This is a genomic window from bacterium (genome assembly GCA_022616075.1).
Lineage (GTDB): Bacteria > Acidobacteriota > HRBIN11 > JAKEFK01 > JAKEFK01 > JAKEFK01.
Window position 1 is genome coordinate 18551 of the sequence record JAKEFK010000116.1, and the last position, 14673, is coordinate 33223.

Here is a 14673-nt window from a genome sequence, read left to right on the forward strand (position 1 = left end):
GACGCTATTCCTCGTCGTTATTCTCGTCTAACTGCTGTGGTTGCTGCTGCTGTTCCCCTTCCGGCGGTTGATCCGATTTTTGCTGATTCGGAACAAAGCCTCCACCGGTGGGTACGTTCACAGTGCCTGGCGTAAGAGGTTTTATTTGCGGTTGAACCGGTTGACGTCCATCCGGTTCCGGGATCGGAGGAGGTGGAGGAGGTGGCACAGGCGTTACGACGCCACGATTTCCCACAGGTCTGTTATCCAGACGTTTGGGCGAGCTGCCGAGAGATGTACTGCCGCCGATGAAAACGGATTGCGGTTCTCCGTCCGCACCAGCCAGCACTGCATAATTAATCCCGGTCCCTTCCAAAATCTTTTTCAGCGCCATGGCGACCGGAAGGTCTTGAAAGTTAGCGGAAACGGTCTTGCCGGCAATACCCTCATCCACAAACAGCTTCACGTTGGTTTCTGTTTTCAAACGGTCCAACACTTGCGTCAACGGCTCCGATTTTAGATCGGCACTGATCCGCCCACCCTCAACTTTCACATCGGCGTAGAGAGAGCATGCAAAGAGCAATAAGATCAAAATGCGTATTGCCATATGCTTAATTATATAACGCCAAGGCGCCAAGACGCCAAGAAATCGCTCTAGTGGATAGGGGTCAAGAAACCGGGCCAGGCTACGGTTCCAGCGAAAAAGCTCTTTGAGATTGTGAGGACACCGTCCGGGCGGTCCATGGAAATATAGGATCTGAAGAGTCGAGGCGCGAGTGTTTTAATCGAATTTGATGCGGCGGTATAACTCCTGGAATTCCGGCTCTGAGCGGAGCGGATCCAGAATTGGTTCAATTTTCAGGAACATCATAAGCATATCTCTCTCCTCATATGCTTTCTTCAACATGGCAATCGCTTCCTTTTTGCGATTGAGAGCGCTGTAAATCAATGCACTTTGATAGGAAGAGACGTATCTCTGTTGAGATAACTTTTCCAGCTCCTGTAAGATTCCTATCGCCTTCTGCGTTTGTCCAAATTTTGCATAAGTAGTGCCGAGCATCGAAAGAGCAATGGGAGAGCGTTCCAGCTGAACGGCTTTTTGCAAAGATTTTTCAGACAAAGCGTATTCTCCTTTCATGTTATAAATGAGTCCATAGACGAAATGAGTTAGAAAAAAATTAGGATCCATCTCTTCGGCTTTCTTCACGAATTGCAAGGCCTGCTCGTACTGTTTTGAATAACTGAGTGGGACATTCGAATCGAGAACGATCACAACTGACAGAGGATCAAGCTGACGCGCTTTCTGAAACTCGTTGATTGCTTCACGGAATCTTCCCCGCACTGTAAGACTCCACGCATATTGATGATGCGCAATCGCATAGTTCGGATTTGCAGCTATCGCTTGTTTAAATCTTTCCTCTCCTTTTTTGAAATCATATTCGTAGAAAGAGGTAATTACGCCTTCCACCATTCGCGGCTCGGCCAATGAGTCGTCCAGCTCGAGAGCTTTTCTTGCAGCATCGCGAGCTTTGGGGACCGCGTCGCTGGGCCTGATATTGATATCTCCCAGAGCAAGACCAAACGCTTCGGCAAGCCCGGCATATGCAAGAGCGAACGAAGGATCCTTTGCTATTGCCTGCTGGTAAAAGTCGATGGCTTTCCTGTTCCCCTCCTCTGTGGCTTTGTTCCAGTAGTAACGGCCCTGCAAGTACAGTTGATATGCTTCCGTATCCTGTGTGTGCGTTCGAGTGACCTGCGCCTTCTCTTGTCCAGTCAGTTTAAAACGAAGGTTATCGACAATCGTTCCTGTGATCTCTTCCTGAACTCTGACAAGATCCACCACGCGCCTGTTGTATTTTTCTCCCCAGAGCTGGCGGCTATCTTTTGTGTCGATCAATTCGACGCTTATCGAAAGTTGATCCGCCTGCTGAGTAATACGACCGGTTAACACAGTGCGCACCTTTAGATCATCAGCGATCTTTCTTAAGTTCGGAGAAGGATCCTTATACGCAAAGGAGGAAGTCCTGGAAATCACCACCAGTTCGGGAACTTTGGAAAGATTGTTGATCAGACCCTCGGGGATCCCTTCTGATAAATACTCGACTTCCGGTTTCTTACTAACATTGTCGAAAGGAAGCACAGCAATCGAATGCAAAGTCTCACGCCGGGGCCACAAAAGGAAAGCTGCAGCAATCAATAGCACTAGCAGAAGCGCGATTGCCGTTTGTGTTGAAAGTAATTTTTTCTTGCGTACCGGGACAACGGATACTCCAGTCTGACTTTCTCGTTTCAGTGAACGAAGATCGATGAGCAGTTCTTTAGCCGATTGATAGCGATCTTCAACATTTTTCTCCAGACATTTGCGTACAATACGTTCCAGCTCTGGTGGAACTTCGTAATTGAATCGTGAAACCGGTACCGGCTGTTTGTGCAAAATCGAATCCATGAGCTGCGGTGGCGCATCACCGGAAAAAGGCAGCCGGCGGGTCAGCATTTGATAGAGAATCACGCCGAATGAGAACAAGTCGGAACGAGAATCAACCGGCTTGCCCAGAACCTGTTCGGGACTCATGTACGGAACGGTTCCCATCACAATACCGGGCGTAGTTACACCTTTTGTGCTCAATTGCGTGGCTGTTGAACCGCTTTGCGGCTGCTCCATTCGCGCAAGACCAAAATCCAGAATCTTTACCTGCCCTCGGCGCGTGATCATCAGATTCGCAGGTTTCAAATCGCGGTGGATGATACCGCTCGAATGAGCTTCGTCCAGCGCATCAGCAACCTGCACACCGGTATCCAGAACAAGGGACACGTCACATTCCGCTTGATTGAGCCGATCGGAAAGAGTTTCCCCTTCGATATATTCCATCGCGATGAAGTGAAGATCATTTTGGGTACCAACATCGTAGATATGCGCAACGTTTGGATGCTTCACCGCGGAAGCGGATTTTGCTTCGCTGAGAAAACGTCGCATTCGGTTTGCATCAGAGGCAAGTTCAGGTGGCAGAATTTTCAATGCCACGCGACGGTCCAGTTTTGTGTCTTCCGCAAGATATACCTGACCCATTCCACCGGAACCAAGCAATGAAAGAATCCGGTAGTGGCCCAAGATCTCACCGGCAGCGAGTGAACGCTCCATTTGAGAATCATTCTAACAGTTTTCACTACCGCCGGCAGGGACGCCCGCGAGACTGTCCAAAAAGTCAAGAATTGCCGCGAGTTAGTGGGAGCGCGGCATCCCTGCCCGCAATGAACTCGTCGAGCTACAATGTTTTTGCGGACTGGAAGTCCGCGCTCCAACTGACTTTTTGGACAGTCTCCCGCGCTCCAAAATGAGGGTTATAATGAATTTTCCATGAACTACGGCTTCATCATCGATAATCGTAAGTGCATCGGCTGTCACGCCTGTACAGTTGCTTGCAAGCAGGAACATGATTTGCCGATCGGCGTGAATCGCACCTGGGTGAAGTACATCGAAAAGGGAGAATTTCCTAGCACTCGCCGGATCTTTTCGGTGCAACGTTGCAATCATTGCGCGGATGCTCCTTGCGTCGAAATTTGTCCTGTTACTGCTCTCTGGCAGCGAAAAGATGGCATCGTTGATTTTGACGGGGACCGGTGCATCGGCTGCAAAGCCTGCATGCAAGCCTGTCCTTACGATGCGATTTACATTCATCCGGACGATAACACTGCGGCGAAATGCAATTTCTGCGCGCACCGGGTTGAGGTTGGATTGGCGCCGCCATGCGTGAATGTTTGTCCTGAGCACGCGATCATCGCCGGCGATATGGATGATGCATCCACTGAAATCTCGCAGATGCTGGCGCGCCATCAAGTGCAGGTTCGCAAACCGGAAAAAGGAACGCGTCCAAAGGTTTTTTACATCGAAGGGGACACGGCTTCGCTCAATCCTGTTTATGCATCCACACCGGAAAGTTACATGTGGAGTGAGATTCCAAAACGCGTTTATCAGATAGCGCCCCCGCGATTGCAGCAAGCCGAGTCGGAGGCGGTTCGGGTTTACGATCAGGGCCAGTCACATGAGCAATCGTGGGGTGGAAAAGTTGCTGCATACTTGTGGACAAAATCGATTGCCGCTGGAATCCCGTTCTTTGCGTTTGTTGCTGCAATTCTATCCGGTGAATTGCGTTTCTCTCTGGCTTTCAGCATCGCTGCGATTCTTTTTCTTGCTGTCACGACTGTTCTGCTAATCATTGATCTGAAACAGCCCGGGCGATTTCATTACATCATCTTCAGGCCGCAGTGGCGCAGCTGGTTAACGCGCGGAGCTTTTATTTTGATCGGTTTTGGACTTTTTCTGGGATTGAATTTGATCTTTGGTTTTATCCTGAAGTCTCCGGAATTGTTCCTGATTACGTTTTATCTTGCTGCTCTTTTCGGATTTGGTTCCGCCATCTACAGCGCATTTTTGTTCTGGCAAGCGAAGGGACGCGATTTCTGGCAATCTCCTTTATTTGCGGTCCATTTGATCGTGATGGCGCTGCTGGCTGGCGCGAGCGCCATCATCATCATCGATGATCAATCGCCATATGTCGGCGGAATACTCTTCTTATCACTTTTGTTGCACGGAGCTTTGATTGCACTCGATTTAATGGCGGTTCACAGCACGAAGGATGCGAAGATTGCAGCGCGTTCTCTTTATCGAAAGAACCTGACTTTCTGGATCGGCGGAATCCTTGCGGGCATTTTTGTGCCGCTTGTATTGTTGTATTTCGAAATCACGGGACCGGCAGGGCTGGCCGCTTTGATCGGCTTGCTTTTGTATGAGCGCGAATGGGTTCGTGCTGGCCAGGTCGTACCTTTGTCATGATGAATATGAAACGCCAAGACGCCAAGACGCCAAGAATTAAAAATCTCTTCCTTCTTTCTTGGCGCCTTGGCGCCTTGGCGGGTTAAATAATCTTATGGAATTAAGTGATTATCCACCACCGGAAAAATGGGATGACTGGGTAGAGTTTGAAGCGCGCGCATGGCCTCGCCGAGTGCAGCGCCGCTACACTCTGGTTCCCACGATCTGCTTTAACTGTGAAGCGGCCTGCGGACTGCTCGCTTACATCGATAAAGAGACAATGGAGATACGCAAGTTTGAGGGAAATCCCGTTCATCCGGGCAGCCGCGGGAAGAATTGCGCCAAGGGTCCGGCAACCATCAATCAGATCAAGGATCCGGAGCGCATTCTCTACCCGATGAAACGCGCCGGGAAACGCGGCGAAGGCAAATGGACCCGTGTCGACTGGCACGAAGTGTTAGAAGACATAGGCAGCCGCATTGGAAAAGCGATTCGCGAAGGACGCGGCAACGAAATCATGTACCACGTGGGGCGCCCTGGACACGAACGCTACATGGATCGCGTTCTAAAAGCGTGGGGCGTGGATGGGCATAACAGCCATACGAACATCTGCTCTTCCAGCGCGCGTCTTGGATATCAGCTCTGGCAAGGAGCGGACCGTCCCTCTCCGGATCATGCCAATGCGCGCTTCATTCTTCTCTTGAGCGCGCATCTCGAATCCGGACACTATTTCAATCCGCATGCGCAGCGCATCATTGAAGGGAAACTGAAAGGCGCAAAGCTCGCAGTGATCGATCCTCGACTCTCCAACACAGCATCGATGGCGGATTACTGGTTGCCTGCATGGCCGGGAAGCGAATCCGCTTTGCTGCTCGCCATGGCCAACTTCATTCTGGAGCAAAAGCTGTATGACCGCGAATTCGTGCGGGACTGGACCAACTGGGAGCAGTTTATGCGCGAAGAATGCTCCGAAAGCGAATGCACTTTTGAAAATTTTGAAATCGAATTGAAGAAGATTTACGCCCAGTACACTCCCGAATTCGGGGAAAAAGAAACCGGGATCCCCGCGGCTACGATTGCAGAAATCGCCCAGGGAATCGGCAGAGCAGGGAGCGCGTTTGCAGCGCACATCTGGCGTGGCACTGCATCAGGAAATCGCGGCGGATGGAACGTTGCGCGTTGTCTTGAATTCCTGCATGTGCTCACGGGAAGTGTTGGGTCCCGTGGTGGTATGTTGCCGAATACATGGACAAAGTACAACCCCACTTTCTGGCTGGAACCTCCAGGACAGAAGTTCTGGAACACGCTTCTCTTTCCTGATGAATATCCCTTGACTCACTATGAAATGAGTTTTCTGCTGCCACACTTTTTGAAAGAAGGTCGCGGCAAATTGGATGTTTATTTCACGCGGGTTTATAACCCTGTCTGGACAAACCCCGATGGTTTCACCTGGATGGAAGTGCTGAAAGATGAATCCAAAATCGGATTGCATGTTGCGCTGACACCCACCTGGAGCGAAACAGCGCTGTTTGCCGATTACATTCTTCCCATGGGCCACGCTGGTGAACGCCACGACATTCAAAGCCAGGAAACGCACGCAGGCCGATGGGTTTCCTTCCGGCAACCGGTGTTGCGCGTTGCGATGGAAAAAATGGGAAAGAAGGTCAACTTCACCTATGAAGCAAACCCGGGAAAAGTGTGGGAGGAAGATGAATTCTGGATTGAACTCTCCTGGCACCTCGATCCCACGGGCGAACTGGGGATCCGGAAGTATTTTGAGTCTCCTTACGAGCCGGGACGCAAACTGCGCATCGATGAATATTACCGGTGGATTTTCGAGAATTCGGTGCCCGGGCTTCCGCAAGCCGCCGCAAAGGAGAATCTTTCTCCTCTTGAGTACATGCGAAAATACGGAGCCTTTGAAATCCCCGAAAACGTCTATGAAAAACACAAAAAGCCGCTAGCAGATGCGAACTATGACATCGACAACACGACCGGCCTTGTAAAAAAGGACGGTAAAGCTGTGGGAATCAACATCAACGGCAAACTGTTGGAAGGGTTTCCAACTCCCTCGCGAAAACTGGAGTTCTATTCGCCAACAATGAAAGAATGGAAGTGGCCGGAATATGCAATTCCCACTTACGTGAAAAGCCACATTGCGCGTGAAGATCTGGATTCCACAAAGAACGAATTCTTTTTGATTCCAACATTCCGCTTGCCTACTATGATTCACACGCGCTCAGGCAATGCAAAATGGCTCAACGAAATCTCGCATAAGAACCCGGTCTGGATACATCATTCCGATGCGGAGCGGCTTGGTTTGCGCGATGCGGATCTGATCAAAGTGCACACCGAGATCGGCTACTTCGTGAATCGCATCTGGCGAACCGAAGGAATCAGGCCGGGTGTGATCGCGTGCTCTCATCACATGGGACGCTGGAGACTCGATGCCGATCAGGGCAGCCGCTGGGCGACCGCGCTGGTAAAAATCGATGAAACCGGAGATGGCAGCTACCGGATGAGACACATCGAAGGGATTAAACCTTTTCGCAGTGAAGATCCGGATTCATCGCGCATCTGGTGGACCGATGGGGGCGTGCATCAAAACATCACTTTCCCGGTGCACCCCGATCCGATCAGCGGCATGCATTGCTGGCATCAAAAAGTGCGGCTTGAGAAAGTATCCCCGGAAGACCGTTACGGAGACATCTACGTGGATACCAAAAAATCTTTCGCCATCTATAAAGAATGGCTCGCGCAAACAAGATCCGGACCGGCCGCAAACGGATTGCGTAGACCTTTGTGGTTAACCCGCCCCGTTCGCCCTGCTGATGAAATGTTCTATAAGAAGGATTGACGCATGCCACAAAAACTATCCGTTTGTTGTTTTCTACTGATATTTGGGATGGCCCAGACCGCGAGCGTTGAAACAAAAATTGCGGATAGAATGAAAGAATTCGGAGCAACAACGGTCGGCATCTATTTCGAAGATCCTGAAGGGGATGTCTTTTCTTTGAATTCAAATGAGATTTTTCACGCAGCATCCACGATGAAAGTGCCGGTCATGATGGAAATTTTTCGGAAAGTCGAAAAAGGCAAGCTTCAATTAGACCAGCCGGTCGTTGTAAAGAATGAATTTGCCAGCATCATGGATGGTTCCGCTTACTCCCTCACACCTGAAGAAGATTCGGATACAGAGATCTACAAACTTATCAGCAAAACGCTGACGCTCCGTGAGCTTGTGGAGCGAATGATCAATCAGAGCAGTAATCTCGCAACCAACATCGTGATCCAGATGGCAAACGCAAAAGATGTGATGGCTTTGATGAAAGAGATTGGCGCCGATGGAATGACGGTGCTGCGAGGCGTTGAAGACATCAAAGCTTACGAGGCCGGCAAAAATAATACCACTTCTGCGCGCGCGCTGGCGGTCTGCATGAAAACCATTTTGAATTCAAAATTGTTTTCGGAAAATTCGCGCGAGGAAATGTTTAAGATTCTTTTGTCGCAAACATCCAAAACAATCGCTGACGGCCTCCAGGCGGATCAAAAAGGACTCAAAGTTGCGAGTAAGGACGGCTGGATTACCGAGATTCATCACGACGCAGCAATCATTCAGGACAAGAATGGCAAGAACACCATTCTTGTGATTCTTACCAAGGGCGTGAAAGAAGAACCTCGCGGAGAAGCGCTGGTTGCCACTCTAGCAGCCGACATCTGGGCCGCCCTGCACTAAAGAGTACCGCCAAGGCGCCTGCGCGTTCTTGGCGTCTTGGCAGTTTAATGCTGGTAGGCGCGACCCTTGTGGTCGCCCGAATTAGGGCAGGCACAAGGCCTGCCCCTACGCAGCGTCCGGCTGATACTTGGGCAATTTGCCTTGCCATTCCTTTTCGCTCCAGCCGTAATGCTTTTGATAGCGTTCCTGTGTTTCCTTCGGCAGATCATTCCAGGATTTTCCCTGCTGCAATTCCGCAGGATCATTCCAGTATCCCGGACCCTGTCTCAATCCTTCATAGAGTTCATCGCCCGTTATACCGCGAATACCCACACCTACTTTTCCTCCGACTTCGCCTTTGACTTTCGGTCCGCCATCGCTTCCAATTTCAGCGTTCACGCTCGCATGCGCACCGAAACGGGCGTCAGCTTGATTCGGATTATACGAAGCGTAGGGTCCATAACCGGCGGTTTTGCCCCCACCGCCTTGCTTGATTTTGACCTCGAACGTTCCGTCATCTCGTACCTGTACCTGACTCCCTTTATATCCGGCCTGTCCGGCAACCGAACCATCTTTGGATCTTTCCGTACCACCAACTTTAAAGTCGCCGACTTGCTGCGACACTCCATCTTCGCGAGTCGTACTTGTTCGCAGGCCATCACCGGTGCCCACAGTAGCTCCAGCTTTACCGCCGACCGATACACCGGTTTTCGACGAGTTCACAAACTCGACTTTGGCGTTCGCTTCCACTTCTACGAACACGTCACCTGCAGGGCGGCGTCCGGTAAATTTGTACATCTTCTCCATTGCCATCTCACGCGCTTCTTTATCACCACGCGTTTTTGTGATTCGTTCATCGGCCCACTTATCGGCCAACGCGTCGCCTGCTTTGTTTGCATAACCGGGTTCCTGACCCAGTGGATGTTTCGGCGCCCAGTGACCGAGCTTCCTCATTTCCTCCGGACTCTTGCAGTTGTCGAGTTCCTTCTTATAACGGTCCATATATTGCCCGTAAGCTTTGTCATATTCCGCGGCGCCCTTCAAGTTCTGTTCGGAAATCAACTCCCTCATTTCTTTGGGAAGCTCCGGTTTGTTATCGTAAAGAGTTGGACCTGCCGGTGGATTCAACGGACCATCCGGAACCTTCACTTCGCCGCCATTCAAGTAGCCTTTCTTGGCGCCTTGTTCCAGGAACCCTTTTTTATCGGCATCGCTCATGTTATCCATATAGCGCTGGAGCACACCATCTTTTGACATGCGCTCAACTTGCGCTTTGTATTCGCCGGGTGATAATGACTCCAATTTATCGCGGACATCCTTTACATCCTGATCTGTAACCGCGAGATCGGTAACGCCATAAGAAAGCTTCTCTTTGATCTGCTTTGCATTTTCATCGACTTTTGCCTGGTCTACCTTATTCAAACTCGCATCGAGCTGGGCGGCGCGGGCCTGTCCTTCCATGGCATGTTCCGCTTTTTGCGCGGCCGGATCGGCAGCCGGTTTTGCTGCGCCTGTAGTTTGACTTTTTTCTTCTGGCTTCGTTTCCGTTTTTGAAGCCGGCTGATTGTCGGTTTTTTGCAAGGGTCCTGTTTGTGGTTGGGAATTAGTTTTTGAAATGCCGTTCATGATGTCCTCCTTAATTTCACCTACAGAATACGAGATTCATGATTCCGGCACCTCTATCGCGCGGTTGGACGCAACATACGAAAATGGCTAGGGAATGGTCTATAACCTAAGATAGAGAGAATTCAACGCAGAGGACGCAAAGTAATAAATTTTTTTCTCTGCGATCTTCGCATCTCTGCGTTAAAAAGAATCTGTTTTGTGGTAGAATCTGTGCCCCGAGATGGATGCTTTACTCGTTCTGGAGGATGGTTACTCGGAACGGGGCGTTGCTTTTGGATTTCCCGGTGAATACTTCGGCGAAATCGTTTTCAACACATGCATCACCGGTTATCAGGAAATTCTTACCGATCCATCGTATCAAGACCAGGTTATCGTATTCACATATCCACAGATCGGGAATTACGGCGTTAATGTAGAAGACGTCGAATCTTCCAGGATCTATCCTTCCGCGATTGTCGTTCGAGAGCTCAGCGATTATCCATCGAACTGGAGGAGCAAAAGCTCGCTGTCGGATTACTTGCGATATCACGGCAAGATTGCGATATCGGAAATTGACACGCGCGCATTGACCAGACATATTCGTGAAAAAGGCGCGATGCGTTGCGGCGTATCCACTCGCGATCTGAATGCGGGGAGTTTGCTGGCAAAGGTTCGGGGAATTCCCTTGATGGAAGGCGCGGATCTCGTGCCAAAAGTCACAACGAAACGCATGTATGAAATGACCGAACGAGGCCCCGCGAAATGGGATGTGGTGGTCTATGATTTTGGCGTCAAAGGAAACATTCTTCGCAATCTGCAGCAGGAAGGTTGCAGGGTAAGTGTTGTTCCAGCCGACACAAGTGCCGAACGTGTGCTGGCGATGAAACCTGATGGCGTCGTTTTATCGAATGGTCCCGGCGATCCGGCAGCTCTTCAGTTGATCGTTCATGAAATCCAGCAGCTCATCGGTCATTTTCCAATTCTTGGAATTTGTTTGGGCCATCAGATTCTGGGACATGCTCTGGGGGGCAAAACCTTCAAATTGAAATTCGGACATCGTGGTGGAAACCAGCCTGTGATGCATCTTCCATCGAAACGCGTGGAAATTACTTCGCACAATCACGGATTTGCCGTGGATCCGGATTCACTCGGTCCGGAAATCCAGCCTACTTACGTGAACCTGAATGATCAGACGCTGGAGGGTTTTCGGTGTCCGGAAAAGATGATTGAAGCAGTTCAATTTCATCCGGAGGCAGCTCCGGGTCCGCATGATTGCCATCATATCTTTGAAGACTTCCGTAAGATGCTGGAAGATTCAACGCAAAGGCGCGAAGACGCAAAGAAAGTAAGCAAATGAAACGCACAGACATCCATAAGATATTGATCATCGGGTCGGGACCGATTGTGATTGGTCAGGCTTGCGAATTTGATTATTCCGGCACTCAGGCTTGCAAAGCCCTGCGCCAGGAAGGTTACGAGCTGGTTCTGGTAAACAGCAACCCTGCCACCATCATGACCGATCCTGAAATTGCGGATCGCACTTATATCGAACCCTTAAACGTCAATGTCCTTACCTCTATATTAAAAGCGGAAAAACCGGACGCTTTGCTGCCGACTGTAGGGGGGCAAACCGCGCTGAATTTAACACTGGAACTTTGCGAACAGGGGATTCTTCGCGAAAATGGTGTGGAATTACTGGCATTGAGTGAAGGCTCGCTTCGTCTTGCAGAAGACCGGTTGCTATTCAAACGCGCGATGCAGGAAATCGGTCTCGAAGTCCCGCGCAGCGCGTATGTTCAATCGGTGGAAGAGGGTTTAGCCGCTGTAAAAGAGATTCGATATCCCGCCATTTTGCGTCCTTCCTTCACGCTGGGGGGCTCCGGCGGCGGCATCGCATTCAATATGGATGAGTTTATCCAGCTCGTGATGTCCGGTTTGGAAAAGAGTCCGGTGCATGGCGTGTTGATTGAAGAATCACTGATTGGATGGAAAGAGTACGAACTGGAAGTGATGCGGGATTTGAAGGACAACGTAGTGATCATTTGTTCCATCGAAAATTTCGATCCTATGGGAATTCATACGGGAGACTCCATCACCGTCGCACCCTCGCAGACGCTCACGGATCGCGAGTATCAAAAGCTTCGGGATGCATCGATTGCAATTATTCGCAAGGTGGGCGTGCAAACGGGCGGTTCAAACATCCAGTTTGCTGTAAATCCCGATGATGGAAGGATCGTTGTCATTGAAATGAATCCACGCGTTTCCCGCAGCTCGGCGCTTGCGTCTAAGGCCACCGGATTTCCGATCGCGAAAATTGCTGCAAAGCTTGCCGTCGGATACACGCTCGATGAAATCCCGAATGAGATCACGCGCAAAACGATGGCCTCTTTTGAACCCACACTGGATTACGTCGTTGTAAAACTTCCACGCTGGGCTTTCGAAAAATTCAAGTACGCAGATCCGATTCTGACAACGCAGATGAAATCCGTTGGAGAAGTCATGGCGATCGGGCGGACTTTCAAAGAAGCGTTGATGAAAGGGATTCATGCGCTGGAATTGAAAAGTTATGGTCTTTTACTGGATAACATCTCAGACGATCCTTCCGTGATCCGCTCTCATCTGCAGACGCCGACATGGGACCGCATTTTTTACGTTGCCGCGGCAATCGAAGCAGGAATCTCCTTTCATGACATTCACAGCATTACGAATATCGATCCGTGGTTTCTGGCTCAAATGGAAGAAATACTGTCGATGTGCCGCAATCTTGAAAATTGGGATGAGGTGACATCCGAAGATCTGCGCCGCGCGAAACGTCTGGGTTTATCGGATAAGGATATCGCTTATTTCAGTCATCGAACGGAAGCGGAAGTGCGTCAGGTTCGTGAACAGTCCCGTTTGCGTCCGGTTTACAAACGTATCGATACATGCGCCGCTGAATTCGAAGCTTACACTCCTTATTTATATTCAACGTACGAAAAAGAATGTGAAGCCAATCCAACGAATGCGCGGAAAGTATTAATTGTGGGAAGCGGCTGCAACAGAATCGGCCAGGGGATTGAATTCGATTACTGTTGTTGCCAGGCCTCCTTCACTTTAAAGGAAATCGGAATCGAATCGATCATGGTGAATTGCAACCCGGAAACCGTGAGCACCGACTACGATACTTCCGACCGCCTCTATTTCGAACCGATCACGGTGGAGAATTTGCTTGACATTATTGAGATCGAAAATCCTGAAGGTGTGATTGTGCAATTCGGTGGTCAGACCTCACTGAAAGTGGCGGAAGGATTGCACCGCGCAGGTGTAAAGATTCTGGGAACGAGTTTTGATTCGATTGATCTGGCGGAAGACCGGAAGCGGTTTCGCCAGTTTCTGGATTTCTATGGAATTCGACAACCACAATCTTCAACCTGTCACTCGCTGGAAGAAGCGATCCGCACCGCGCAGGAGATCGGCTATCCGGTCATGGTACGTCCCAGCTACGTTCTGGGCGGTAGAGCGATGGCAATCGCTTATGACGAAGAAGATCTGGTGAAGTTTGTGGAGGAAGCAGTGCGTGAATCCTTCGATCGCCCGATCCTGATAGATCACTTTTTGGAAGATGCGCTCGAATATGATCTGGACGCTCTTTGTGAGGGTGGTGAGCTTTTTGTTGCCGGAATCATTGAACATATCGAACGCGCCGGCATTCATTCAGGTGATAGTTGCGGTGTCCTACCTGCTTACTTTCTAACTCCCAGAATCAAACAGCAAATGATCGAGTGGACCAAAACGATTTCCGCGAATTTGAACATCGTTGGACTGATGAACATCCAGTTCGCCGTACAGAAAGATGTTCTGTACGTGCTCGAAGTGAATCCGAGGGCTTCCCGCACGGTGCCCTATGTGAGTAAGGCAATCGGAATTCCGCTGGTCAAATTGGCAACGCGACTCATGACAGGAGAACACCTCAGCGATTTCAAGCTTCCGGAGGAGGTGCCTCTGCAAGGGAATTACATCAAGGCCCCCGTTTTTCCATTCATCAAGTTTCCAGATGAAGATGTATTGCTGGGACCGGAAATGAAGAGCACGGGTGAAGTCATGGGAGTAGGAAACAACTTCGGAATAGCATTTGCGAAAGCTTTAATGGCTGCTGGAAACCGGTTGCCTGTAGAAGGCAATGTATTTGTCAGCGTGAATGATCGTGACAAATCTGCGTTGCTTCCGATCGCATCGGCGCTTCATCGGCTGGGTTTCTCGCTGGTTGCGACGGATGGAACGTCCCGGTATTTGAATGAAAATTCGATCCCGGCAAAAAAGATTCTGAAAGTGAATGAAGGACGGCCCAACATCGAAGACGCAATCATCAATGGCGAAATTCACCTGGTAATCAACACACCTTTGGGAAAATTTTCTATTCAGGATGAGAGCGCTATTCGCCGCACGGCAATCCGGCATGGCGTTCCCTGCATCACAACTCTTGCGGGAGCAGAAGCTGCCATCGAGGGAATCAAGGGTTTGCGCGAAGGAACGCTCCCAATCTACGCACTGCAGGAATATAACAGAGTGCCTTAGTGTCCCTTCC

Annotated in this window: 8 protein-coding genes; 5 read left to right on the plus strand and 3 right to left on the minus strand. The window is 50.1% G+C overall.

Annotation, left to right across the window (positions count from 1 at the left end):
* Nucleotides 1-4 precede the first annotated feature (4 nt).
* Together L0156_09670 and L0156_09675 are read right to left on the minus strand one after the other, a co-directional pair.
* Nucleotides 5-586 carry an STN domain-containing protein gene (locus L0156_09670; GenBank protein ID MCI0603270.1) on the minus strand — a complete coding sequence of 194 codons (582 nt, stop codon included), beginning with the start codon at nucleotides 584-586 and terminating at the stop codon, nucleotides 5-7.
* A gap of 174 nt (nucleotides 587-760) precedes the next feature.
* Nucleotides 761-3118, minus strand: coding sequence for a protein kinase (locus tag L0156_09675; GenBank protein ID MCI0603271.1), 2358 nt, complete (start codon nucleotides 3116-3118; stop codon nucleotides 761-763).
* A 216-nt stretch (nucleotides 3119-3334) separates the two neighbouring features.
* On the opposite strand from L0156_09675, the gene nrfD reads away from it, so the two are divergent.
* The 3 genes from nrfD to L0156_09690 all read left to right on the plus strand — a co-directional run bounded on the left by nrfD (nucleotide 3335) and on the right by L0156_09690 (nucleotide 8525).
* Nucleotides 3335-4810, plus strand: a complete 1476-nt coding sequence (gene nrfD, locus L0156_09680; protein ID MCI0603272.1) for a polysulfide reductase NrfD — start codon at nucleotides 3335-3337, stop codon at nucleotides 4808-4810.
* Nucleotides 4811-4904: 94 nt separating this feature from the next.
* Nucleotides 4905-7646, plus strand: a complete 2742-nt coding sequence (locus L0156_09685) for a molybdopterin-dependent oxidoreductase (GenBank protein MCI0603273.1) — start codon at nucleotides 4905-4907, stop codon at nucleotides 7644-7646.
* Between the two features lie 3 nt (nucleotides 7647-7649).
* The gene (locus L0156_09690; protein MCI0603274.1) at nucleotides 7650-8525 is read left to right on the plus strand and encodes a class A beta-lactamase-related serine hydrolase; all 876 of its coding nucleotides are present in this window, start codon (nucleotides 7650-7652) and stop codon (nucleotides 8523-8525) included.
* Nucleotides 8526-8630: 105 nt separating this feature from the next.
* On the opposite strand, the gene L0156_09695 is transcribed toward L0156_09690, so the two are convergent.
* Entirely contained in the window at nucleotides 8631-10130 is a 1500-nt protein-coding gene (locus tag L0156_09695; GenBank protein ID MCI0603275.1) for a hypothetical protein, read from the minus strand.
* Between the two features lie 220 nt (nucleotides 10131-10350).
* On the opposite strand from L0156_09695, the gene carA reads away from it, so the two are divergent.
* Both carA and carB read left to right on the plus strand, forming a co-directional pair.
* Complete coding sequence (gene carA / locus L0156_09700; GenBank protein ID MCI0603276.1) at nucleotides 10351-11466, plus strand: glutamine-hydrolyzing carbamoyl-phosphate synthase small subunit; 1116 nt, start codon at nucleotides 10351-10353, stop codon at nucleotides 11464-11466.
* On the plus strand, nucleotides 11463-14663 hold the full coding sequence (gene carB / locus L0156_09705) for a carbamoyl-phosphate synthase large subunit (GenBank protein ID MCI0603277.1): 3201 nt from the start codon (nucleotides 11463-11465) through the stop codon (nucleotides 14661-14663). Before carA ends, carB begins: the two co-directional genes overlap by 4 nt.
* Nucleotides 14664-14673 lie beyond the last annotated feature (10 nt).